General features: G+C 70.2%; 22 protein-coding genes. 11 read left to right on the top strand and 11 right to left on the bottom strand.

Annotated elements, in window-relative coordinates; genetic code table 11:
• Nucleotides 1-29: 29 nt before the first annotated feature.
• The 6 genes from SLNSH_RS15285 to SLNSH_RS15260 are packed head-to-tail and all read left to right on the top strand — an operon-like array spanning nucleotide 30 to nucleotide 6476.
• The gene (locus tag SLNSH_RS15285) at nucleotides 30-1568 is read left to right on the top strand and encodes an ABC transporter substrate-binding protein (protein ID WP_106337869.1); all 1539 of its coding nucleotides are present in this window, start codon (nucleotides 30-32) and stop codon (nucleotides 1566-1568) included.
• A 4-nt stretch (nucleotides 1569-1572) separates the two neighbouring features.
• Nucleotides 1573-2514, top strand: coding sequence for an ABC transporter permease (locus SLNSH_RS15280; protein ID WP_106337868.1), 942 nt, complete (start codon nucleotides 1573-1575; stop codon nucleotides 2512-2514).
• Nucleotides 2511-3392: an ABC transporter permease gene (locus tag SLNSH_RS15275; protein WP_106337867.1), complete on the top strand. Its 882-nt coding sequence runs from the start codon at nucleotides 2511-2513 to the stop codon at nucleotides 3390-3392. The genes SLNSH_RS15280 and SLNSH_RS15275 overlap by 4 nt, the downstream gene beginning before the upstream one ends.
• Nucleotides 3389-4384: an ABC transporter ATP-binding protein gene (locus tag SLNSH_RS15270; protein ID WP_106337866.1), complete on the top strand. Its 996-nt coding sequence runs from the start codon at nucleotides 3389-3391 to the stop codon at nucleotides 4382-4384. The genes SLNSH_RS15275 and SLNSH_RS15270 overlap by 4 nt, the downstream gene beginning before the upstream one ends.
• Nucleotides 4381-5358, top strand: a complete 978-nt coding sequence (locus SLNSH_RS15265; protein WP_106337865.1) for an ABC transporter ATP-binding protein — start codon at nucleotides 4381-4383, stop codon at nucleotides 5356-5358. The genes SLNSH_RS15270 and SLNSH_RS15265 overlap by 4 nt, the downstream gene beginning before the upstream one ends.
• On the top strand, nucleotides 5355-6476 hold the full coding sequence (locus tag SLNSH_RS15260; protein WP_106337864.1) for an NAD(P)/FAD-dependent oxidoreductase: 1122 nt from the start codon (nucleotides 5355-5357) through the stop codon (nucleotides 6474-6476). Before SLNSH_RS15265 ends, SLNSH_RS15260 begins: the two co-directional genes overlap by 4 nt.
• 5 nt (nucleotides 6477-6481) lie before the next feature.
• On the opposite strand, the gene SLNSH_RS15255 is transcribed toward SLNSH_RS15260, so the two are convergent.
• Nucleotides 6482-8020: a trimethylamine methyltransferase family protein gene (locus SLNSH_RS15255; RefSeq protein WP_106337863.1), complete on the bottom strand. Its 1539-nt coding sequence runs from the start codon at nucleotides 8018-8020 to the stop codon at nucleotides 6482-6484.
• A gap of 224 nt (nucleotides 8021-8244) precedes the next feature.
• Between SLNSH_RS15255 and SLNSH_RS15250 the strand changes: the two genes are divergently transcribed.
• Nucleotides 8245-9873, top strand: coding sequence for an FAD/NAD(P)-dependent oxidoreductase (locus SLNSH_RS15250; protein WP_106337920.1), 1629 nt, complete (start codon nucleotides 8245-8247; stop codon nucleotides 9871-9873).
• A gap of 11 nt (nucleotides 9874-9884) precedes the next feature.
• Nucleotides 9885-11051 (top strand): NAD(P)/FAD-dependent oxidoreductase, encoded by a 1167-nt coding sequence (locus SLNSH_RS15245; RefSeq protein ID WP_210202518.1) that lies wholly within the window; start codon nucleotides 9885-9887, stop codon nucleotides 11049-11051.
• 210 nt (nucleotides 11052-11261) lie between these two features.
• Here the strand turns inward: SLNSH_RS15245 and SLNSH_RS15240 are convergent, their stop codons facing one another.
• The 10 genes from SLNSH_RS15240 to ubiT all read right to left on the bottom strand — a co-directional run bounded on the left by SLNSH_RS15240 (nucleotide 11262) and on the right by ubiT (nucleotide 20864).
• Nucleotides 11262-12611, bottom strand: a complete 1350-nt coding sequence (locus SLNSH_RS15240; protein WP_106337861.1) for an MmgE/PrpD family protein — start codon at nucleotides 12609-12611, stop codon at nucleotides 11262-11264.
• A 114-nt stretch (nucleotides 12612-12725) separates the two neighbouring features.
• The gene (locus tag SLNSH_RS15235; RefSeq protein WP_106337860.1) at nucleotides 12726-13616 is read right to left on the bottom strand and encodes a glycine betaine ABC transporter substrate-binding protein; all 891 of its coding nucleotides are present in this window, start codon (nucleotides 13614-13616) and stop codon (nucleotides 12726-12728) included.
• Between the two features lie 28 nt (nucleotides 13617-13644).
• Nucleotides 13645-14340: an ABC transporter permease gene (locus SLNSH_RS15230; RefSeq protein ID WP_245422364.1), complete on the bottom strand. Its 696-nt coding sequence runs from the start codon at nucleotides 14338-14340 to the stop codon at nucleotides 13645-13647.
• A 34-nt stretch (nucleotides 14341-14374) separates the two neighbouring features.
• Nucleotides 14375-15481: an ABC transporter ATP-binding protein gene (locus SLNSH_RS15225; RefSeq protein WP_106337858.1), complete on the bottom strand. Its 1107-nt coding sequence runs from the start codon at nucleotides 15479-15481 to the stop codon at nucleotides 14375-14377.
• Complete coding sequence (locus SLNSH_RS15220) at nucleotides 15478-16131, bottom strand: ABC transporter permease (RefSeq protein ID WP_280954478.1); 654 nt, start codon at nucleotides 16129-16131, stop codon at nucleotides 15478-15480. Before SLNSH_RS15220 ends, SLNSH_RS15225 begins: the two co-directional genes overlap by 4 nt.
• A 95-nt stretch (nucleotides 16132-16226) precedes the next feature.
• Entirely contained in the window at nucleotides 16227-17258 is a 1032-nt protein-coding gene (locus tag SLNSH_RS15215; protein WP_106337857.1) for a GlxA family transcriptional regulator, read from the bottom strand.
• An 85-nt stretch (nucleotides 17259-17343) separates the two neighbouring features.
• Nucleotides 17344-18429 carry an NnrS family protein gene (locus SLNSH_RS15210; protein WP_210202517.1) on the bottom strand — a complete coding sequence of 362 codons (1086 nt, stop codon included), beginning with the start codon at nucleotides 18427-18429 and terminating at the stop codon, nucleotides 17344-17346.
• Between the two features lie 28 nt (nucleotides 18430-18457).
• Nucleotides 18458-19396: a ubiquinone anaerobic biosynthesis protein UbiV gene (gene ubiV / locus SLNSH_RS15205; protein ID WP_106337917.1), complete on the bottom strand. Its 939-nt coding sequence runs from the start codon at nucleotides 19394-19396 to the stop codon at nucleotides 18458-18460.
• Nucleotides 19396-20373 carry a ubiquinone anaerobic biosynthesis protein UbiU gene (ubiU, locus tag SLNSH_RS15200; RefSeq protein ID WP_106337856.1) on the bottom strand — a complete coding sequence of 326 codons (978 nt, stop codon included), beginning with the start codon at nucleotides 20371-20373 and terminating at the stop codon, nucleotides 19396-19398. Before ubiU ends, ubiV begins: the two co-directional genes overlap by 1 nt.
• A complete protein-coding gene (gene ubiT, locus SLNSH_RS15195) occupies nucleotides 20364-20864 on the bottom strand; it encodes a ubiquinone anaerobic biosynthesis accessory factor UbiT (RefSeq protein WP_245422363.1) in 501 nt (166 codons plus the stop codon). The genes ubiU and ubiT overlap by 10 nt, the downstream gene beginning before the upstream one ends.
• 101 nt (nucleotides 20865-20965) lie before the next feature.
• On the opposite strand from ubiT, the gene SLNSH_RS15190 reads away from it, so the two are divergent.
• The 3 genes from SLNSH_RS15190 (at nucleotide 20966) to SLNSH_RS15180 (ending at nucleotide 23601) form a co-directional block, all read left to right on the top strand.
• Nucleotides 20966-22501, top strand: coding sequence for a UbiD family decarboxylase (locus SLNSH_RS15190; protein WP_106337855.1), 1536 nt, complete (start codon nucleotides 20966-20968; stop codon nucleotides 22499-22501).
• Entirely contained in the window at nucleotides 22498-23121 is a 624-nt protein-coding gene (locus tag SLNSH_RS15185; protein WP_106337854.1) for a UbiX family flavin prenyltransferase, read from the top strand. Before SLNSH_RS15190 ends, SLNSH_RS15185 begins: the two co-directional genes overlap by 4 nt.
• Before the next feature lie 87 nt (nucleotides 23122-23208).
• Nucleotides 23209-23601, top strand: a complete 393-nt coding sequence (locus tag SLNSH_RS15180) for a GFA family protein (protein ID WP_106337853.1) — start codon at nucleotides 23209-23211, stop codon at nucleotides 23599-23601.
• Nucleotides 23602-23650: the final 49 nt, after the last annotated feature.

Below are 23650 nucleotides of genomic sequence, written 5' to 3'. Positions count from 1 at the left end.
GCGACGCGACAACCAGAGGGGAAGTGTCAATGAAGATGCACCTGTTGGCCGCAGCGGCCGCGCTGCTGCTCGCCACCACCGCGCCTGGCGCCTACGCGCAGACGCTCAATGTCGGCATGGCGGCGGCCGATGTCGGCCAGCTCGATCCCCATCGCGCCACCTCGACGCAGGACAAGCCGGTCGTGTCGTGGATCTTCAACGGCCTCGTGCGCTTCAAGCCCGGCTCCGCCAGCCTCGAGACGCTTGAGCCGGACCTGGCCGAGAGCTGGGAATCTTCGCCCGACAAGCTCACCTGGACCTTCCACCTGCGCAAGGGCGTGAAGTTCCACGGCGACTACGGCGAGATGACAGCCGACGACGTCGTCTTCTCCCTCAAGCGCGCCGCGGACTCGAAGAGCTCGTCCTTCGCGGCCGACTACGCGGCGATCGACAGCATCGAGGCCGTCGATCCGTACACAGTCCGCATCAAGCTGAAGCAGGCGATCCCGTCGCTGCTGGGGCTCGTGACCAACTACCATGGCGGCAACATAGTCTCGAAGAAGGCGGTGGAGGCGCTCGGGGCCGACTTCCGCCTCAAGCCGGTTGGCACCGGGCCGTTCGCCTTCCAGGAGTACAAGCCCAATGAGAGCCTGACCCTGGTCGCCAACAAGAGCTATTTCCGCGGCGCGCCCAAGCTCGAGAAGATCGTCTACCGCTTCATCCCGGCTGATTCCGCGCGCGACCTGGCCTTCACGTCCGGCGAGCTCGACGTCGTGTATGGCCGGCAGGACCAGAAGTGGGCCGAGCGCTTCAAGAAGGAGAAGGACGTCGTGGTCGACGTTCTGCGCCCGGCGGAGCTGTCGCTCATCCACCTGAACATGGCCATGAAGCCGCTGGACGACAAGCGCGTCCGGCAGGCGATCGCCTACGCGATCAACCGGCCGCAGATGGTGCAGTTCAAGGGCGAGAACGTCGCGGAGCCGCCGGTCTCGGTGGTGCCGAACGGCTATCTGGGCACCAGCAACGCGCCGCTCTACCCGCACGACGTCGCGAAGGCCAAGGCGCTCCTGAAGGAGGCCGGCTTCGAGAAGGGCCTACAGCTGAAGTCCGTCCAGACCAGCCTGCCGACCATGCTGAACTCCATGCAGATCGTGCAGAGCCAGCTGAAGCAGGTCGGCATCGACCTGCAGCTGGAGGTGGTGGACCACCAGACCTACCACGCGAACATCCGCAAGGACCTCAGCGGCGTCACCTACTACTCGGCCGCGCGCTTCCCGGTGGCGGACGTCTACCTGACGCAGTTCTTCGACTCGAAGTCGACCGTGGGCACGCCCACGGCGGTGACGAACTTCTCGCACTGCGCCGTGGCCGACAAGGAGATCGCCGCGGCCCGCAGCGAGCCCGACCTCGCCAAGCAGAAGGAGCTGTGGGCGACGGCGCAGAAGAAGATCGTGGAGGAGGTCTGCGCGGTTCCGCTGTTCGAGCAGCTGCAGGTCTGGGCCCACAAGACCAACGTGGACTTCGGCTATGACCTGAAGGACGCGATCCACCTGGGCCCGGTGATCACCGAGAACACCACCAAGAAGTAACTCCATGCTGCGCTTCGTCGCCAAGCGGCTCGCCCTGGCTATTCCCACGCTCTGGGCGGTGCTGACCCTGGTCTTCGTCCTGGTGCGGATCGTCCCTGGCGATCCCACCATCGTGATCCTTGGCGACCAAGCGACCCCGGCGGCGCGCGAGGCGCTCCGGCAACGGCTGGGCCTCGACCAGCCGCTCTGGTCCCAGTACTGGGACTTCATGGTCCAGATCCTCCATGGGGACCTGGGCCGCTCCCTCGTGACCAACCGGCCCATCGTCGACGACGTCTGGGCCGTGTTGCCCTTCACCATCGAACTCACGGTGGCGGCGCTCATCATCGGCGTCGCCATGGGGGTGCCGCTCGGCGTCCTAGCCGCGCGGAAGCGCGACGGCTTCGCCGACTGGTTCGCTCGACTGTTCTCCCTGGCGGGCCTCTCTTTCCCGGCTTTCGTGTCCGGCATCCTGCTGCTGATCGCCTTTGCGGTGCAGCTGCGCTGGTTCCCGGTGATCTCCACGGCGAACGCCACCGACCCAGTGGAGCGCCTGAGGGCGCTGGTGCTGCCGGCGTTCAACCTCGGGCTGATCATGGTCGCCTATGTGACGCGCGTGACGCGCTCGGGCATGCTGAAGGCGCTGGGCGAAGACTACATCCGCACGGCCCGGGCCAAGGGCCTGCCGCAGCGGCTCATCGTGTGGCGCCACGCGCTGCGCAACGTGCTCATCCCCATCGTCACCGTGATCGGCCTCTATCTCGGCGTGCTGATCGGCAACGCTGTGGTGACGGAAATCGTGTTCAACCGGCCAGGGCTGGGCAAGCTCATCGTGACGGCCCTGAACCAGCGCGACTACGCGCTGCTGCAGGGGCTCATGGTGGTGTCCGCCTTCGCCATCGTGGTGGCCAACATCCTGACCGACCTCACTTATGGCCTCGTCGACCCGCGGGTGAAGACGCAATGAGCGACGCCGCCGCACCCGCCCCCGCGCCCGCCAAGGTTTCCCTGGCCGCTCCCTCCGCCTGGCGGCGGGCGACCCGTTCCGGCGGGCTCGTCGTTGGCCTGCTGCTCGTCATCGGCATGATCCTTGTGGCGGCCTTCGCCCCGCAGGTCGCGCCCTACGACCCGGACGCGCAGGATGTCCTGCTCAACCTGGTCGGGCCGACGGCGGACCACTGGTTCGGCACGGACGCCTTCGGACGCGACGTGCTGTCCCGCGTCATCTGGGGCGCGCGGATCTCGCTGTTCGTTGGGTTCGTCGCCACCATGGCGGGCGTCGTCTTCGGCACGGTGGTGGGCGTCATCTCCGGCTACTACGGCGGCAAGGTCGACAAGGCGATCACGGCGGCCACCGATGTGCTGCTCAGCTTCCCGCAGCTCATCATGGGCCTGATGCTCGTCGCGGTGCTGGGACCCAACCTGCAGAACCTCATCCTCGCCATCGCGATCACGGCCGTGCCGGCCTTCGTGCGCGTGGCGCGCGGCTCCACGCTCGCCATGAAGGAGCGCGACTTCGTCGACGCCTGCCGGGCGCTGGGCTACGGCGACCTGCGCATCATGTTCCTCCACGTGCTGCCCAACATCATGGACGAGGTGGTGGTGATGGCCTCGCTGTGGCTGGCGACCGCCATCCGCACCGAAGCCACGCTGTCCTTCATCGGCCTCGGCGTTCCGCCGCCCACGGCGACCTGGGGCGGCATCGTCCGCGAAGGCTTCGACAACCTGCTCGACGGATGGTGGCTTTCCGTGTTTCCCAGTCTGGCGATCCTGCTCGTGATGATCGCCCTCAACCTCATCGGTGACGGCCTGCGCGACGCCACGGACCCGAGGGCGCCGCAATGAGCGCCGCCCCAATCACCGCCGCCTCCGAAGCCCTGCAGGTCGAGGGCCTGACCACCTCCATCCGCATCGCGGGCCACTGGTTCGACGCGGTGCGGGACGTGTCCTTCACGGTGCGGCAGCGCGAGACGCTGGCGCTGGTCGGCGAGTCCGGCTGCGGCAAGAGCCTGACGGCCCTGTCGATCATGGGCCTGCTGCCCGGGGCGGTGGGCCGCGTCTCCAAGGGCCGCATCGTGGTGGACGGCGTCGACATGACGGCCGCCACCGAGGCCAAGCGGGAGGCCATGCGCGGCGACCGCATCGGCATGATCTTCCAGGAACCGATGACGTCGCTGAACCCGGTGCTGCCCATCGGCTTCCAGATCGCGGAAGGCCTGATGCAGCACCGCGGCATGAGCAAGGACGCGGCGCGCAAACGCGCGGTCCAGCTCATGGAGCTGGTGCGGATCCCGTCCGCGGCGGATCGGCTTGACGCCTACCCGCATCAGTTCTCCGGCGGCATGCGCCAGCGCGTCATGATCGCCATGGCGCTGGCCTGTTCGCCACGGGTGCTGATCGCGGATGAGCCGACGACGGCCCTCGACGTCACCATCCAGGCCCAGGTGCTGGCGCTACTGGCCGACCTGCAGAAGCAGGAGGGCCTGGCCGTCCTGTTGATCACCCACAATCTCGGCGTGGTCGCCTCGGTGGCGGACCGGGTCATGGTGATGTACGGCGGCGACGTCGTGGAGAGCGCGCCCATGCGGGCGTTCTTTCAGGCGCCCACCCACCCCTACAGCGAGGCGCTGCTGGCGGCGATGCCACGGGTGGACCGCGCCTCCAAGCTCGCGCCGATCCCCGGGCAGGTGCCGACGCTGCCGGACATGCCGGCCGGCTGCCGCTACCAGTCGCGCTGCCCGCTGCGCATCGCCAAATGCGCCGAGAGGCCGCCCCTGACGCCGCTTGGCGGCGATCCGGAACACGGCGTGCGCTGCTGGGTGAGGGCCGGGGCATGAGCGAGAACAAGACGCTGCTCCAGGTCCGCGACCTGTCGAAGACCTTCCTCTCCCGCAAGGGCTGGCCCGTCCCGAAGACCGTCGCGGTGCGCGCCGTGGACGGGGTGTCCTTCGAGGTCGGGCAGGGCGAGGCGCTGGGCGTGGTCGGCGAGTCCGGCTGCGGCAAGTCCACGGTGGCGCGGCTGGCCTTGCGCCTGATAGAGGCGGACGGCGGCTCGGTGCGCTTCGGCGACACGGAGGTGCTGGGCGCTTCCAAGGCCGACCTGCGCCGCCTGCGCCGGCGCATGCAGATCGTCTTCCAGGACCCGGCCTCCGCGCTGGACCCGCGTCAGCGGGTCGGGGAAGCGCTCGGCGAGGCGCTGCGCGTGCATGGCCTCGCCAACCGGCGCGACGTGCGCACGGTGGTGGAGCGCCTACTGGACGAGGTGGGCCTGCCGAAGGTCGCGGCGGATCGCTTTCCGCACGAGTTCTCGGGCGGCCAGCGCCAGCGCATCGGCATCGCCCGGGCGCTCGCGCTTGGTCCGGACCTCGTGTTTGCGGACGAGCCGGTCTCGGCCCTTGACGTCAGCGTCCAGGCGCAGATCCTGGTGCTGCTGGAGCGCTTGAAGGCGGAGCGGAACCTCGCCTTCGTGTTCATCTCGCATGACCTCGGCGTGGTCCGGCACTTCTGCCGCAAGGTGGTGGTTCTTTATCTCGGCCGCGTCGTCGAGCAGGGCCCTGTGCCGGACATCTTCGACACGCCGCTGCATCCCTACACGCAGTTGCTCAAGGTCTCTTCGCCGAACCCCGACCCGGATACGGCCGTGCACATGGCCTTCCAGGAAGGCGAGCCGCCGTCGCCGGTGAACCCGCCCAAAGGCTGCCACTTCCACCCGCGCTGCCCGCACGCCATGGACGTCTGCCGCAGCGTCTATCCGTCCTTGCGCAAGGCCGGGGACGGCCGGGTGGTCGCCTGCCACCTGTATCCGGAATGAGCGTCGGCGCGACCGCAACGGAAGTCGCGGTGATCGGCGGCGGAATCGCGGGGTGTTGCGCGGCGTTTCACCTGGCCGCGCGGGGCGTCCCGGTGGTCGTGTTCGAGAAGGGCGCGTTCGGGGTCGGGGCGAGCGGCGTCAATTTCGGGGGCGTGCGCAGCCAGGGGCGGGACCTGGCCGAGATGCCGCTGTCGCGCCGCTCGCGCGAGCTGTGGAGCCGGTTGCCTGAACTGATCGGCACAGACGCCGAGTTCACGGTCTCCGGACACCTCAAGCTCGCCTATTCCGACGCCGACATGGTCTTCCTCGAGGGTTATGCCGAGCGCGCCCGAGAGCATGGGCTCGAGTTGGAGCTGATTGGTCGCAACCGCGTTCGGGAGCTGCATCCCTGGCTCGGGGAGGAGGTGGTCGGAGCCTCGCTCTGCGTCGATGACGGCCACGCCAACCCGCGGCTGGTCGCGCCCGCCTTTGCCGCGGCAGCGCGCCGGCTCGGGGCGGACATGCGGGACTTCACCCGCGTGACCGCGATCGAGCGGGACGGGGACGGGTTTTTGATGAAAACGCAACAGGGCGCAGCGCGCGCCCGCTGGCTGGTCAATGCGGCCGGCGCCTGGGGCGCGCGCATTGCGGAGCAGTTCGGCGAGCCCGTGCCGCTGGAGCCGATCGCGCCGAACTGCATGGTGACGGAGCCGCTGCCAGCCTTCATGGACCGGTCCATCGGGATCTGCGGAGGCGGGGTGGCGCTTCGGCAGACGGCCCAAGGCTCGGTGGTGATCGGCGGCGGCGAGTCGGACGTCGACATGGGCAAGGAACGGGCGAGGCCCCTGGCGGCCGTGTGCCAGACGGTGCTCGCGCGGGCCGTGCGGGCCGCGCCCCGGCTGGCCGAAGCGCAGGTCCTGCGCGCCTGGGCTGGCGTGGAGGGAGACATGGCCGACCACATTCCGTGCCTCGGCCCCAGCGCGACCGCGCCCGGGCTCGTGCACGCCTTCGGCTTCTCCCAGCACGGGTTCCAACTCGGGCCCGCGGTGGGCGAGGTGGTCGCTGATCTGGTCACGAAGGGCGCGCCGCGCGTGGACATCGCAGGCCTGTCGATTTGGCGCTTTGCCGCCGCAGCCTGATCTCGCTAGGGCTCGCCCGCCGCGATTTCGGCACGCCGCGTCCGCACATAGGCGTCCAGCTCCTCCCGGATCGCCGGGTCCAGGGGAGGCTCCTCGTATTCCGCGAGGGCGCGCTGCCAGATGCGGGTGGCGCGCTGGGTGGCGTCGAGCCCCCCGGCGAGCTGCCAATTCTCGTAGTTCTGCCAGTTGGAGACCATCGGCTGGTAGAAGGCCCGTTCGTAGCGCTCCAGCGTGTGCGGCGAGGCGAAGAAGTGGCCGCCGGTGGCCACGCCTGCGATCGCGTCGAAGGCCAGCTCCGCGTCGTCGACCGCGATGGGCTTCAGGAATTCGATCATGTGCTGGAGCATCTCGACGTCCAGCACGAGCTTCTCGAACGAACTGGTGAGCCCGCCTTCGAGCCAGCCGGCCGCGTGGTAGACGAGGTTGCAGTGGCCGAGCACCGCGCCCCAGAGCGCCATTTGCGTCTCGTAGGCTGACTGGGCGTCGGCCACGTTGGAGGCGTTCGAATTCGACGCGCGATAGGGCAGGCGATAGCGACGCGCGAGCTGGCCGCTGGCGACGTTGGCCTTGGTGTTCTCGGGCGTGCCGAAGGCTGGCGCGCCGGAGCGCATGTCCACGTTGGAGGTGAAGGCGCCGTAGACCACCGGGCATCCGGGATTCACCAGCTGGCTGAGCGTGATTCCGAGCAGCGCCTCGGCGTTCTGCTGGGCGAGGGCGCCGGCGAGCGTCACGGGCGCCATCGCGCCCATCAGGGTGAAGGGCGTGATCACGACGGCCTGGCCGTGCTCAGCCATGGCGACCAGGCCTTCCGACATGGCCTCGTCGAAGCGGCGCGGGCTGTTCACCGAGATGATGGTGAGCACGGCCGGGCTCGCCTTCATCTGCTCCAGCGTGAGGCCGCGCGCGATGGCGGTCATGCGGATCGCGTCCGTGGCGCGCCCCGCCCCGATGGCGGAGCAGTGGTAGACGAGGTCCGTGTGGACCAGGTTGGCGCGGTAGGTGTCGAGGTGGCGCGAGTTGGCGGGCAGCTCGATCGGCGCGCACACCTGGTTGCCCAGCAGGTGGATGCAATTGAAGCTCTGCGCCAGGCGGATGAGGTCGCAGTAGTCCTGGTAATTGCCCTGGCGCCGGCCGCGCACGCAGTCGTGCACGTTGGGCGGCCCGGCCACGAGGCCGAAGTTGATGTGGGCGCCGCTAAGGATGACGCGCTTTTCGGGATTGCGGGGCGTGAGCGTGAAGCTGGACGGAGCCGTGGCGAGGGCCTGCTCAACCAGCCCACGGTCGAGCCGGACCGTCATGCTGGCGTGATCGACCGTCGCGCCCGCCCTCGCGAAGATGTCGAGGGCGCGCCTGGACATTACCTCGATCCCCAACTCTTCCAGGATACGCAGGGACGTCTGGTGGATGGCCTCCACCTGGTCGGCCGACAGCAGCTCCATGGGCGGGTAGGGGTTCACCACGTCCTGGCGGGGCAGCTGAGGCAGCTTCGTCGGGACCGCGTTGCGGGCCCGGCCTCCCTCGCGGCGTCTCCTTTCCACGCTCATGCAGCGGTCCCCCTTCGTGACGCGGGCATGATCGCCGCGGCCGCTTCTTCGACCGGCATGGCGTACGACCGGCGAGGCCAGAAAACCGACATGGCGACGTCAGCGGAGCGACATGCGGAATGAATGGCGGAGGTCGTTTTCGCCGTCGTTGACGTCGCAAACCGGCCGCCTATGTGCGAGCGCCCCGGGAACAATCGCGGCGTTTCCCCATGTGCGAGCCGCCGATGCCATCCGCCGACGCCTATGATCCCAAATCCGTGGCCGGGAAGACCGTGGAGCCGTCCGAGCGCGCGCAGGTGCTGGTGATCGGCGCCGGACGGGCAGGGCTCACGGCCGCACTTGCTGCCGCGCAGAGCGGGCTCTCGGCAGTGGTCGTGGACGAGAACCCCGTGTCCTACGCCACGATGGGAGAGGACGTCCCGCTTCACTACGGCCAGGGCATGAGCGCCGCGTCGCGCAACGGCAACGCCGCCATGGAGGCTTTCGTCGCCTCCGAGCCGCTGATCGAGCAGGCCTTCGAGTCGGGCGTGGATTTGCGCCTGCGCACGGCCTGCTGGGGCCTCTACAGCCCGGGCCCGGGCGCCGCCTGGCTGCCGGGCACGGTGGCGGGCCTGACCGATGGCGAGCGATCCTGGCTGATCGGGGCCGAGCACGTGATCGTCGCCGCCGGGCGGCGCGACATAGGGCTCGCCTTTCCGGGCTGGGACAAGCCCGGCGTGATGGGAGCCACCGCAGCGCGCATGCTGGCCGCGCGCTATGGGGCGCTGGAGCCGCGGCGGGTCGTTCTGCTGGGGACCACCGCCGAGGCGCTGGAGGCGGCGCTCGCGATCCAGGCCGCGGGCGGGGAGGTCGTCGCCGTGGTGGAGCAGGCGACCGCGCCCGTCGGTCCGGCCGACCTTGTCGCCGCCGTGGTCGAGGGCGGGGCGGAGCTGCTGCTGGGCCACGTCGTGCGAGAGGTTTTGGGCGCCAGCGTGGAGGCGGCGCTCGTCAGCGCCGTCGACGTCGACGGGCGGGCTGTCGGCGAGGAGCGCCGCATCCCGTGCGACGGTGTCGTGCTCGGCGTGGGCGCCGTGCCGGTGATCGACCTGCTCGACGCGCTCGGCTGCGCCACGGCGTTCCAGCCCGAGCGCGGCGGCTATGCTCCCGTAGTCGGGCCGGACCAGCGGACCAGCATCCGCAACGTCTTCGCCGTAGGCGACTGCGCCGGGATCTGGGCGGCCAAGAGCCGGGACCTTGCCGTTGCGGACGCCGAGGCGCGCCGGGCGGTTGCGGCCATCCTTGGGGATCGCGGCGGCGCCGGCGTTGAGGCGGCGCCCCACGCCGTCATCCCCGAAGCGCCCGCCTATGACATTGAGGCCTACAGGCTGGGCTGGGTGCGAGCCAGCGTGGTGGAAGCGCGAGGCGAGCCGCCGGTGTGCCAGTGCGAGGACGTCACCGCGCGCGAACTGGTCGAGGTTCGTCCGCCCCGCTACCTGGGCTGGACCCAGGAACGCCGCAACGATCGCTCCCTCCGCGCCCTCCTGGGCGAGGGCCTGCCGCATCCGGACCAGGTGAAGAGGCTTACCCGCGCCGGGATGGGGCCATGCCAGGGCCGGCGCTGCCGCGAGCAGGTCGCGTGCCTGCTCGCCCTGCAATCCGGCGAGAGGCTGGCCAACGTGCCGCTCGCGAGCCATCGGGCGCCCGTTCGCCCGATCCCGCTGGCCTCCGCCGGCCAGCTCCCGGAAGCGCCGGCGCAGGCGGAGCACTGGGACAGCTGGTTCGGGATGCATGCGCAATGGACGCCGTTCTGGGAGACGCCGGCGCGCTACACGGTCGCGACGGGCCGCGGGTCCGGCCCCGTGGCGAGCGAGTGAGGGAGGCCGCGGTGGAAGAGGCGAGGGGAGCGGCGGTCGTCATCGTGGGCGGCGGCGTCACCGGGCTGAGCGCCGGCTGGCATCTGGCGCAGGAGGGCGTGGACGTCCTGGTGATCGAGAAAGGGATGGTGGGCTGGGAAGCCTCCGGCCGCAACGGCGGGGGATGCTCCCACCACCATTCGCCGCTGTTCCTCGAAGAGCAGCGCCTGTGGCCGATGATGGACGAACTACTGGGCTATCCCACCGAGTTCCAGCCCAAGCGCATCCGCCTCGCCTTCAGCGACGCGCAGATGACGCTCTATGCGCGCGCCATGCGCAACGCGGAGCGGCAGGGGTTCCGCACCGACGTGCTCGATCGGGACGATATCTGCGAGCTCGTCCCGCTCGCGGGCGACAATGCGGTGGGCGGCTACTTCTACCACTTCGGCGGGCACGCCAACCCGCACCGCACGCTCCAGGGCTACGCCTGGGCCATCGAGGACCATGGCGGCCGCATCTGGCAGCGCTGCGCCGTGCAGGGGTTCGAGACGTCCGGCGGGCGCGTCACGGGCGTCCGCACGGACCGGGGTATCGTTGGTTGCGACCACGTCGTGATCGCGGCCGGTCCGGCCACGGGCGCTCTTTCCGCCATGCTCGGGCAGGAGGTCCCAATGGCCGCAGCCCGGGCCGAGATGATCGTCACCGAGCCGCTGCCGCTCATGCCCTATGGGGGCGTGGATGGAAACGGCCTGTACGGCCGCCAGACGCTGCGTGGCAACCTGGCCTATGGCGGCGGCCCGCACGAGTGGCTGCAGGCGGAGGGCGAGGCCGCGCCGCCCAAGCCGAGCACGCCGCTAATGGGCGCCATCGGCCGGCGGGTGGCCGAGTTGTTCCCCAAGGCGGCCCACGCCCGCATCATCCGCTCGTGGGCGGGGGTGATCGAGAACACGCCGGATGGTCGCCCGGTGATCGACCGGCTCGCGACGGTGGAGAACGCCACTGTGGCGACCTTGTCGAGCGTCGGTTTCGGGCTGTCGCCGGCGAGCGGCCGGGCCATCCGCGACCTCGTGGTCGACGGCGCCTGCGGGTTCGCGGATATCTCGAGCTTCAGGCTCGAGCGCTTCGCCGACCTGGAGCCGAACTGGCGCGACCTCCAGGGCTGGAAGGCGAGGGCGGCCGAGGAGATGGAGGCGGCGTAGTCGCCGCCACGAACAGGACGTATCACCTTTCCGCCGTCATGCCTGGGCCTGTCCCGTGCATCCATATTCGGGCGCCGACGTGGATGGCCGGGACAAGCCCGGCCATGACGCGAAAGGGAATGAGGCCGGCCGGGAAGCGGCGCCCGGTCCCCCTGGATTGCTTCGCTTCGCTCGCGGAGATGGTGAGCGGATCCTGCGATCCAGCTGATCTTACAGGGATTCTGCCGCAGGCGGCGCGAGGAGCTCCAAAAGTGCGCCGAGCGCCGGGCCGTTGGGGCCGAGGCCTCTGACAAGCTGCACGATGCGGTTCGTCCGTTCGTCCCCCAGGCTGACCGACAAGTCCCGGAACTTCGCTTCGAGCTCGTCGTCCGACAGCGGCGCGTCCGCGTCGCCGCGCGCGGGCGTGACCGGGGAGGCGAGCACGGCGCCGTTCCGCAGGCGGATGGTCGCGGCCGCGAGGCGGCGGGCGGGGAATTGCGCCGAGAGGGCGGGATCTTCGCGCAGGCTGATGCGGGCGAGCAACGAGCGAACCGCCGGATCGCGCAGGCCCTCGTCCCCGACCTCCTCCGCGCCCAGGCGACCGCGCGCCAGGTAGGCCGCGAGCGGGAAGCCGAGCGCGTACTGGGCCGCCTCCGTGTCGGCCGGCGGCGTCGTGCCCAGTCGCACGGCCTCCGCGAAGCTCGCGACCTCCACGGCCTCGATGGCCTCCGGCGCGACGCCATGAGCCTTGACGAGGCCCGCCGCCGCCTCCACGGCCGGCTGCGCCCAGCGGCAGATCGGCCATGGCTTGAAGTACTGCTCCAGGATGCGCCAGCGCGAGCCGAGGTCGTCCCACAACTCGTGCTGTTCGGGCGCTTCGATCGTGATGGCCGGGGCGCCGGTGAAGCCGTCGGCCGCGAGGTACGCGGCGGAGACGCCCGCCAGGGCGCCCCACGCGGAGCCGTCCTTCACCATGGTGGGGTGGTCGATGCAGCGCATCATCTGGCTTCGGGGGCCATGGTACTCGGCGACTCCGAGAGCGTGCCGGGTCGTCATGCTGTCGAGCCGCAGCAGCCTTGCCCCGACCGCCGCAGCCGCGATGGCGTTCCAGGCGCCGGAGGTGTGGTAGTCGGCGGCGCTGCCGTGAAGCGCGATGCCGGCGCGGATGGCGATCTCGTAGCCCATGACCAGGGCGGCGAGCGCCTCGGCGCCGGAGAGCTCTTCGTCGACGCCGTTGCCTCCTGCGTCCGCGACGGCCAGCAGCGCCGGCAGAACGGTGACGCCCGCGTGGCCCTTGGTGAGCGGATGTCCGTCATGGGCGTCGAACGAGTCGATCGTCGCCGCGCCCGCGAAGGCGGCGCCGGTCGGGCTGACGCGTCGGCCGTCGAACAGGAGGCGCGCGCCGCCCTCGGCCGCGCCCATCTGCCGGGCCGCGAAGCCGTGGGCGATGCGCGACAGGCGTGTCGAGCGCCCGCTCGCGGCCACGCCGACCAGGTCGAGCAGGCAGCGGCGCGCCTGCTGGGCCACGTCGGCCGGCAGCGCTTCGAATCGCAGGTCGTGGATGAAGGCGATGGTTTGCATCGGCGTCTCCAGTGGGAGTGAGCGGTCGCGACACGCGCGAGAGACCACCCACCCCCTAACCCCTCCCCACGAGGGGCAGGGGGATCGCGTCGCGCCTGTGTCGCGGCGCTCCGTTCAGACCAGCCCTTGTTCCTTCAGGAAGCCGGCCGCGACCTCCTCGACGCTCTTCTTCTCGACGTCTACGGCTGAGTTAAGCTTCGCCATCGTGGCGTCGTCGAGCTTGGCCGAAAGCCCGTTCAGGATGTCGGCGAGCTTGGGATTCTTGTCGAGCGTGTCCTTCCGGATCACCGGCGTCATGGCGTAGGTGGGGAAGTAGCCCTTGTCGTCCTTGAGCACCACGAAGTTGAAGGCCGGGATGCGGCCGTCGGTGGCGAAGACGAGGCCGACATCCACCTGCGAGTCGCGCAGCGCCTGGTAGACGAGGCCCGTGTCCATGCGCACCACGTTCTCGCGGCCGAACTCGAAGCCGTAGGCGGTCTGCAGCGGACCGAGCCCGTCCGGGCGGGCGTAGAACTCGGCGTTGCAGCCGAACTTCAGGGAGGCGCCGCCCTTGATCTTGGCGGCGAGCTCGGACAGGGTCTTGATGCCCTTCGATTCCACGTCCGCCTTGCGCATCGCGAGCGCGTAGGTGTTGTTGGCCTTCGAGGGATTGAGCCAGACGAGGCCCTTGGCGGCGTCGAGCTCCTTCACCTTGGCGTAGGTGGCAGCCGCGTCGAGTTTGTCGTTCACCTTGTTGAAGGTGATCAGCGAGGTGCCGGTGTATTCCCAGTAGACGTCGACCTGGCCGTTCTCCTGGGCCTGGCGCAGGGGCGCCGTGCCGAGGCCGGCGCGCTTGTCCACCGTGAAGCCCTTGGCCTTGAGCAACTGCGTGGTCATCTCGGCCATGATCTGCTGCTCGGTGAAGTTCTTGCCGCCGACCACGATCGTCTGCGCGCCGGCGGCGACAGGCAGGGCCGCAAGCGCCAGGGTCGCCCCGGCGAGAGCCAGAAAGGTCCGCTTCAACATCGTCGTTCCCCTTTGTTGTTGTCGCTGCTCAGCGCAGCGGATTGACCCCCCTTGGAACCAGCCAGAACTGAGCCTGGCCGATCGCGAAATCGACGAGGACCGCCAGCAGCGCGGTCGGGATCGCCCCGGCCAGCAGCATTGTCGGCTCCATCAGGTCGATGCCCGTGAAGATGAGTTCGCCGAGGCCGCCGCCGCCGATCAGGAAAGCCAGCGGGACGGTCCCGACGTTGATCGCCATGGCGGTGCGGACGCCGGCCAGGATGACGTAGACGGCGTTCGGCAGTTCGACGCGCCTCAGCACCTGCCAGGGCGTCATGCCCATGCCGCGCGCCGCCTCAATGAGGTAGCCGGGAACCGAGCGCAGCCCCGCGACCGTGTTCAGCACAATGGGCAGCAGGGTCAGTACGAAGAGGGCGAACACCGCGGGCGGCGCGCCGATGCCGAGCACGGACATGGCGATGGCGATCAGCGCGAGTGTCGGGATCGTGGTGCCGAGGTTGACGACCTGGATCACCATGTCGGCGTAGGCCTCGAAGCGCGGACGGCTGAGGACGATCCCGAGTGGCAACCCTACCGCGATGGCGAGCGCCCCGGAGAGGGCGGCGAGTTCGAGGTGGCCCCGGATGAGATAGAGAACGTCGCCCCTGTAGCGCAGCAGCGACGGCAGAAATCCTTGGGCCTGCAGCCAGGCGCCACACGCGAACACGGCCAGCAGGAGCAGCATCCGCCCAGCGCTCCTGAGGCCGGCGGCGGACATTTCAGCGGTCCTTGTAGGGCGCGCCGAGCGCCTGGGATACGCCGCGCTGGGTGATGTAGCCCTTGTAGAACCCTTCGTCGTCCACGCAGGCGAGCCAGGTCAGGCCGTGGGTGAACATCTCCGAGACCGCCGTACGCAGGTCGCTCTTGACGTTCACCACGCCGGGCAGCGGCTCCTGGTGGTCGCCGACCACGCCCTTGCGGCCCTGGACGGCCTCCAGCCGGACGACTCCGCGGGCGCGGCCGCGCGGCCCCACCATGACCACCGAGGCGTGGCCGTGCTCCTCCATCAACTTCACGGCGGTCTCGATGGGATCCTCGGCGCGCACGCGTGGAGGATCGGCCATCATGGCGTCCGTCACCTTGAGCAGCCGCAGGCGCTTGAGGGTCCGGTCGGACCCCACGAACTCGGCCACGAAGGCGTCGACCGGGCGGGCCAGGATGGCGTCCGGCGTGTCGTACTGGATCAGGCGGCCGTCGCGGAAGATTGCGATGCGGGACGCCATCTTGACCGCCTCGTCGATGTCGTGGCTGACGAACACGACCGTCTTCTTCAGCTCCGCCTGGAGCTTCATGAACTCGTCCTGGATCACCTCGCGGTTGATCGGGTCGATGGCCCCGAAGGGCTCGTCCATGAGGAGGACCGGCGGGTCCGCGGCGAGCGCTCGCGCCACGCCGATCCGCTGCTGCTGGCCTCCCGAGAGCTGCTTGGGATAGCGCTTCAGGAAGATGCCCGGATCGAGGTTGACGAGTTCGAGCAGGTCGGCCGCCCGGGCCCGAGACTTGCGGCGGGGCCAGCCCAGCAGGTCCGGCACCACGCAGATGTTGTCCTCCACGGTCATGTTCGGGAAGAGGCCGATCTGCTGGATGACGTAGCCGATGGAGCGCCGCAGCGTGACCTCGTCGACGCTTGCGGCGTCCTTCCCGTCCACGAAGATCTTGCCCGCGCTCGGCTCGATGAGGCGGTTGATCATCTTCATCGTGGTGGTCTTGCCGCAGCCGGAGGGGCCGAGGAGGACGCAGACTTCGCCGGCCGGCACCTCCATGTCGACCCGGTCCACTGCGACCAGCGGGCCGAAATGCTTTGAGACCTGGTCGAGCCTGATCATCGCAGCCGCAGCCCCGGGGAGGTGATGGCCCGCTGCAGACCGACCAGCGCCATGTCGGCCATGATGGCGAGCAGGCTGACCGTGATGGCGCCCGTGAGAAGCTGGCGGATATCCGTCTGGGAGATGCCGCGCGAGATGAAGGTGCCGAGCCCGCCGGCGCCGATGTAGGTGGCGATGGCCCCGATCGCGATGTTGAGCACCACGGCGTTTCGGACGCCGTTGATGATAACCGGCAGGGCGAGCGGCAACTCCACCCGGCGCAGGCGCTGGAGCGTCGTCATGCCCATGCCGCGCGCCGCTTCGCGCAACGCCGGATCGACGTTCATGATCGCCGTGTAGGTGTTCCGGATGATCGGGAGCTGGGCGTAGAGGATCAGGGCGATGACGGCGGGGAGGTAGCCGATGCCTTGCCCGATGAGCGACAGGATGGGAATGAGCACCCCAAACAGGGCGATGGACGGGATCGTCATGATCACCGCGGCCCCGTAGAGCACCCGGTCCGCGGCGGCCTGGTTCTGGGTGATCAGGATGCCGATCGGCACGCCGGTGGCGATCGCCACAAGCACGGAGACGCCAACCAGCGACACGTGCTCGAGCATCCGGTGCCCGATCACGGGTACGTTCGCCGCCATGAAGGCCAAGGTCTCCACCCGCCCCTCCAGACCCTCGCGGGCTCAAGCCGCCGACCCAGCATCAGGCGCCCCCGGAGATGGTAAGGGCCGGGGAAACGACATGGAACGTCGTCTTATCGACGTATGGTCTCGGGGGCCGGAGCTGGGGCCCCGCGCGCGTCGCGCACGCGGACAGCCGACGGCTTGACCCCATGAAGCCGCTTGAACCAGTAGGCGAAATGGGAGGTCGAGGTGAACCCGGTCGCGACGGCCACCTCCAGGATCGGCCAGTCCGAATAGAGCAGCAACTCGCGGGCCCGATCGACGCGAAGGGCGAGGTAGTAGCGCGCCGGCGTGACCTCGAAATAGCGCAGGAACAGCCGCTCCAGCTGGCGTGGGCTCACCCCCACGCGCTCGGCGATGGCGGCGATGGACAGCGTGTCCTCGATGGCCCCCTGCATGATCTGGATGGCGGTGCGCACCGAACGAGGCAGGTTGACGAGGCGCTCCAGGCGCCCGCCGCTCTGGTTGTCGCGCTCGTCGCGGATTCGCTCGTGGTGGAACTGGTTCGCGACTCGTCGGGCCAGGTCGCCGCCGTGGCGCTCGGCGATGAGATGCAGCATCAGGTCCATGGCGGCGACGCCGCCCGAGCAGGTGAGGCGGTCGCGGTCGATCTCGAACAGCTTGTCTGTGCAGTCCAGGTTCGAGAAGGCCTCCTGGAAGGCCGGGCGATTCTCCCAGTGGATGGTGCAGCGATAGCCGTCGAGGAGACCGGCGCGCGCCAGCAGGTAGGTGCCGGTCGAGAGCGAGCCCACGGCGACCTTGGCCCGCACCGCCTGACGCAGCACGGCGAGGTAGCGCTTCTCATCCACGGACTGGATGCGCAGGCCGCCGCAGACGAAGAGGTAGTCGGCGCCCACGAGGGCCTCGTCGGCCGGGACGGTCGGCAGCGGGATGCCGTTGGAGGCGGCCACCGGCTGCCCGTCCGGGCTGGCCAGGCGCCAGCGCCAGGCCTCGCGGCCGATGAGACGGTTCAGGGAGCGCAGCGGCTCGATGCCGCTCGCCAGGCTCATCATGGAGACGCCGTCGACGAGGAGGAAGACGACGGTCCGGACCGACTGGGCCTGGGGCGTTACGGCGGGGCTGCACACATCGGCGATGGTCATGCCCGGCGACCGACCCTGGATTGCAACAGATAACCTGAATCGATTTGTCCGCCATCTTCCTCCGCGACACAAGCGAAGCGGCGGATCAGCAGCCCTGGCAGGGTTTAGGGCCGAGATTTCGCGTCGCTTTTCGTGTGAACAGGAGGAAGAGCAGGAACGCGGCGCTCCAGCATGCGCCGGCCGCCGCCGGGCCCCAGGTGAGCCCGCGCCCAGCGAGCCGGAGGCCGAGCGCGCCCGCCATGGCGGCGTAGGCGGCCACCTCGCCGGGGGCGACAGCGAAGGCGGCGCCGCGGCGCTTGTGGACCATGCTGGCCATCACGGCGAGCCCGAGCAGGCCGTAGCCGCCAAGGGCGAGCAGGTGGACGCCGATGGCGGTGGCCAGCCCGCCGCCCGCCGCGGACCACGCCAACGCGGCGCAGCCCACCGACAGGGCGAGCGCTCCGGCGAGCATGGCCAGGAGGCGAGGGTGGCGCGCCATGGGCCAGACGCGCCAGCGCGCGACGGCGGCGAGGCGCTGCGCCGCGAGGGCGGTCAGTGCGAGGGCGGTCATTCCACCGGTGGGCCGAATCGCCCACAGGGCCAGCGCGGCGCTGGCGAAGGCGGTCTCAACGGCTTCGAGCCGGCGCGATCGCGCGTCCGGGATCAACGGGGGCAGCGCGAGGAAATGGCGCCCAAGGGCGGGGACGATGCGCCCCGACAGGGTGATCAGCAGCGCCGCTCCGAGCGCGAAGGCGAGGCGGAAGGCGGAGTCCTGGTCCAGCAACGACGCGGGCGCGAGGGCGGCCGCGCCCATGCCGGTCACCAAAGCCGCAAGAGTCAGGTCGCGCCAGCGGCGGCAGCGCAGGAGATGGATCGCGAGGGCGGCTCCCAGGAGCAGGGGCAGGGCGCCCGAGGCGGCGCGAGCGCCGGGCCAGTCGGACAGCCGGGCCAGAATCCCGGCGCCCCACGCGCCGAGCAGGGCCGCGGACGGGTCCGGCCTTACGGGGCGGCCGGTCCAGCGGCGCGCAGCCGTCAGGGTGAACCCGGCGATCATCATCGGCACGGCGCCGAAGATCAGCTCTTCCCGATGCGCCAGCGCGGCGCGGGCGGTCTCGACGAGCCCGAGGCGAGCGGCGGGCCAGAGAAGCCCGGCCAGCGCCGCGTGGGCGCTCGCCAGCCGGAAGAAGACCACGTGGAGCTCGGGGCGGCAGGCGCCCCGATCACTCGTGGGCCGCGAGCCGGCGGCGCCCATCGGCGATCCATTGGGCGCCAGGGGCCCCGTGCAGGAAGCCGTTCGAGAGCGGCAGGTCCGGCGCGAGGGCGCGCAGGCGATCGCTTGCTTCAGCGGGATCGAGCGCGCCATCCAGCACGTCGCGATACAGCCGCGCGACCGCCGCCATGTCGCAGCGCTGCGGCGAGAGCCGGAAACGAGAGACGCCGCCGGCCGCAAGCGTGGAGAGTTCGCCCAGCAGCGCCTGGCAGGTGAAGGAGACCGTCTGCACGCCGTTCATGGCGAGGAAGGGCTGCCCTTTCAGTGTGGAGACGGCGAGGCCGTCGGGATCCTGGCTGCACACGAACTGGCAATTGTCCTTGGCGAGGCCCTTGGCGCGGGCGTGCGCGCAGCGGGCCGAAATCGCCAGCGGCACGCGTCCGAAGGCGAGGACCTCGTAGGCGGGGCCCGGCGCCGAACGCGCGATCTGCGCGATGGAGGAGGCCGGCAGCTCGGGAGGCAGACAAATGACCGTCGCGCCCTGGCGGGCCAGCAGAGCGGCGGTGGGCCCGTTGTAGACGTTGATCATCGGCCCGACGGCGTGCGGGCGCCCGGCGAGGGCCTGGAGGGCCGAGAGGTCGTTCGCCTCCACCAGCAGGTCGTCCTGCGCGGCCAGTTCGCGCACGGAGCGGCGCTCGCGCTCCAGGGTGACGAGGGTCAGGGACGACAGGATCACCCGCTTGCCGGAGCCCTGCAGCCGCTCTGCCACCTCGGCGATGTGCGGCTCTATGAAGGGCTGCCGCTTGGAGCAGACGGTCTCGCCGAGGTAGACCTCGTCCACCGGCGCCTCGTCCGCCAGCCGGAAGTAGAAATCCCGCCAGTCGGCGCCCTGCCAATGGAACAGCATGGGCCCCAGGGCGAGGACCGGCTTCTCACAGTTGCTCGTCATCAGCGCCACCGCTTCTCGTAGGCGCCCGAGGTGGTGCGCTGGCCTTCGCTGACGGACCGCAGACGCGCCACGATGGCCCGGCGGGCGGAAGGCGGCGCGTCCAGCGCGCGCCGGATGGTGGACACCACCTCGGCCACATAGGCCTTGCCGCGCTGGCGGCCCTCGATCTTGAGCGCGCTGACGCCGGCTTCGCGGAGCGCGTCGAGGTGATCGAGCGCGTCCAGGCTGATCGGGTCCTCGAACAGGTGGCCCTGCTCGCCGCCTGCCCGGAAGCGGCCCTTGCACAGGGTGGGATAACCGGCCGGCTCGCCGGGTTCAAAGCGGTCGATGGCGAAGCCGCCGAGCTCGGACACCATGGCGGCGCCGTCCTTGGCGTAGCGGACGTGGCTCGCGGGGGAGCACACTCCATTCATGTTGGGCGAGAGCCCGGTCGCGTAGCTCGACAGGGAGCAGCGTCCCTCCGCCATGACGCACATGCCGCCGAACACGAAGACCTCGGTCTCGACTGGAACTGACGCCGTGAGCTTGGCGACCTCCGGGAGGGACAGGACGCGGGGCAGCACCACCCGCTTCGCCTGGAAGGCGTCCGCCAGGAAGCCGACCGCCTCGGGGTTGGACGCGGCGGCCTGGACGGAGACGTGGATGCGCTGCTCGGGATGCCGGTCCGCCGTGTAGGCCATCAGGCCCATGTCGGCCAGGATCACCGCGTCCGCGCCTACGGCCACGGCGTCGTCCACGGCCTGGAACCACAGCGCTTCGGCCCCGGCCCGCATAAATGTGTTGATCGCCACGAAAGTCATGACGCCGCGGCTGCGGGCGTAGGCGACAGCGGCTTCGAACTCGTCCCGGGTGAAGTTCAGCCCCGGGAAGTTGCGCGCGTTAGTCTCGTTGCGGAAGCCGCAGTAGACCGCGTCCGCGCCGGCGTCCACGGCCTCGCGAAAGGCGGCCGAGTTGCCGGCCGGGCAGATCAGTTCCATGCGCCGCGCTCCAGCACGCGTGCGCGTACGCGCTCACACGCTGCTTTCATCAATGGACCAAGTGGGCCGGAGGAGGCGGCCAGCTCCGTCGGCAAGTCGATGCCGCAGTCGTCCAGGGCGTTGCGCAGGGCCAGGATGGCCTCCATGTCGCCGGAGACCTCGATCTCGCGCGAGAAGAACAGGGCGTCGCCGTCGACGCGGCCTTCCAGCAGGGCGAGCAGCGCGAAGAAGGGCCCCGACGCCGCCGCGTCCAGGGCCGCAGGCAGGCGTCGGACCGCCTCAATGGCGCCCGCCTCCGGCCGGATCACGAAGGCGAAGGGCAGGTCAACGGGATCGAAGCCGAAGGTTTTCGCCCGGTGGTCGCCGAGGCGGTCGGCCAATTCGGGATGGCGGCGCATGACGCCGTTGAAGGCGAAGCGGGCGGCGGCCGCGATCAGCGGCAAGGGGGCAGGGGCCAGCGCCAGGCTGGCCAGGGACGGAAGCTGCTTCAACGGTGCGGGTCCTCGCAGGGCGGCCAGATCCTACGCAGGCCTCCGCGGCCGTGTTTGCGCCGGAACAAAGACTCGCACGCTCCGCCGGGAGAAGCGAGGACATGCTGCGCCAGCGGTTCTACCAACGCACCTTCCCGTCCAGTTCCGACCTGCGGGGCTTCACCGACGAACTCGAGCGGCGCGGCCGGCTCAGGCGCATCCTCCGACCCATGTCCCTGGTCCATGACATCACGGAGGTGCACCGGCGCGTGCTGGCCGAGAACGGGCCGGCGCTCCTGTTCGAGCAGCCGGTCGACGCCGCGGGCCGGGTCAGCGCCACGCCGGTCCTGGTCAACCTGTTCGGGACGGTGGAGCGGATCGCCTGGGGCCTCGGCGTCGAGCCGGACAGGCTGGGCGAAGTGGGCGCGGCGCTCGCGGATTTGCGCCATCCCACGGCCCCATCCGGCCTGCGGGACGCCCTGGAGAGGTTGCCCATGCTGCGCGCCGCGCTCAACATGCGCCTCCGGCGAGGCGGCAGCGCGCCCGTTCAGGAGAAGGTCTCGCTCGGCGACGACGCCGACGTGACGGCGCTCCCGGTGCAGTGGTGCTGGCCGGGGGAGCCGGCGCCGCTGGTCACCTGGCCCCTGGTGATCACGCATGCGCCGGACGACCCGAGCGACATCAACGTAGGCGTTTACCGCATGCAGGTGCTCGGTCCGCGGCGCCTGATCGCGCGCTGGCTCGCCCACCGAGGAGGCGCGCGCCACCACAGGATGTGGGCGAGCCGGCGGCTCGACATGCCGATCACTGTCGCGATCGGAGCCGACCCGGCCACCATCCTGTCCGCCGTGCTGCCCCTGCCGGAAAACATGAGCGAGCTGGCCTTCGCGGGTCTGCTGCGGCGCCGGGGCACCCGGGTCGCCAAGGCGCTGACCACGCCATGCCTCGTGCCCGCGGACGCGGAAATCGTGATCGAGGGCACGGTGTCGTCCACCGAAACGGCGGAGGAGGGGCCCTATGGGGACCACACCGGCTACTACAACGCCGTGGAGCGCTACCCGGTGATGACCGTGTCGGCGATCACCTCCCGTCGCTCCCCGTTGTACCTCTCCACCTACACGGGCCGGCCGCCGGACGAGCCATCGCGGCTTGGCGAGGCGTTGACCGAGCTGTTCATCCCGCTCGCCAAGCGGCAGTTCCCAGAGATCAGGGACCTGTGGCTCCCGCCGGAGGCCTGCTCGTACCGGGCGATCGTCGTGGCGATCGACAAGGGCTACCCGGGGCAGGCTCGCCGCGTGATGCTCGGGCTCTGGTCGCTGCTGCCGCAGTTCACCTACGCCAAGCTGATCGTCGCGGTGGATCCCGACATCAATGTCCGCAACTGGGAGGACGTCGTCTGGGCCCTCTCGACGCGGTTCGACGCGCCGCGCGACCTCGTAGTGATCCCGGAGACGCCCATCGACGCGCTCGACTTCGCCTCGGCCGAGCCGGGCCTCGGCGGCAAGCTCGGCCTCGACGCCACGACCAAGATCGGACCGGAGACCAACCGCCCGTGGGGCAAGGTCCTCGCCATGGCGCCGGAGGTGAGCGCCCGGGTGGACGCCCTGTGGGACGACCTCGGGCTCGGGCCGGCGCGGATGGCGGGAGCAGTTCAGTGAGCGAGCCTGTCCGCGTGGTCGTCGGCATTTCAGGGGCTTCGGGCGCCGGCATCGGCGTGCGCGTGGTGGAGCGCCTCGCCGCCCTGCCGCATGTCGCGGTCCACCTGACCGTATCGCGCGCCGCTCACCGGACCCTCGAGCACGAGGTGGGGGCGGACGCGCTCCAGCGGCTCGGGCGGCTGGCGCATCGCGTCCACCCGATCGAGGACGTGGGCGCCTCCATCGCCAGCGGATCCTTCCCGACCGGCGGGATGATCGTGGCCCCGTGCTCGATGCGCACGCTGTCGGCCATCGCCACCGGGCTTTCCGACAACCTGCTCGTGCGCGCGGCCGACGTGCACCTGAAGGAGCGTCGCCGGCTCGTGCTCATCGCGCGGGAGAGCCCGCTGCATCTCGGACACCTGCGATCCATGGCGGCGGTGACCGAGATGGGCGCCATCGTGGCTCCTCCCGCGCCGAGCTTCTACCTGCTGCCGGCCACCGTGGCCGACATCATCGACCAGATCGCCGCGCGGGCGATTGACCTGCTGCGGCTGGGGCCGCCCACGGCGACAGCGTGGGGCGACGCCGAAGACGCGCCCGGACGAGATCGCCAATTTCGGCTCGAAACTCGCACCTGAAGCCCGGGCCTGGGCCCGCTGGACCGGCGTTGACGCATCGGCCAAGTCGGGGCCTGCTCTGCTGGGGAGAGTCAGAGGAGACCCAGCATGGATCGATTCACGGGCGGGTGCCTGTGTGGCGACGTTCGCTTCGTGGCGTCTGGACGCCCCTACCGGGTGGGCCTTTGCCACTGCCTCGACTGCCGCAAGCACCACGGGGCCTTGTTTCAAGCGTCCGCGATCTTCCCCGAAGAGGCGGTGAGCGTTGAAGGCGAAACGCGTGACTACGCCGGGCGCTATTTTTGCCCTCGCTGCGGCTCCTCGGTCTTTGCGCGGACCGGGGACGAGGTCGAGGTGAACCTCGGATCCCTGGACGCCCCCGACCAGCTGAGGCCGACCTACGAAAACTGGGTCATCCGCCGCGAGGCCTGGCTGCCGCCGTTTCCGCTCGCGAGGCGGTATGAGCGGAATCGCGACGCTACGAGCCGCTTCGAGGAGTAGCTCCCGGAAGGTCATGACCTCGTTGGCCGGGCGGCCCATCGGTCCGCCC

The organism is Alsobacter soli, assembly GCF_003004785.1.
In the GTDB taxonomy this organism is placed as follows: domain Bacteria; phylum Pseudomonadota; class Alphaproteobacteria; order Rhizobiales; family Beijerinckiaceae; genus Alsobacter; species Alsobacter soli.
This window is presented reverse-complemented; position numbering and strand designations above follow the sequence as displayed.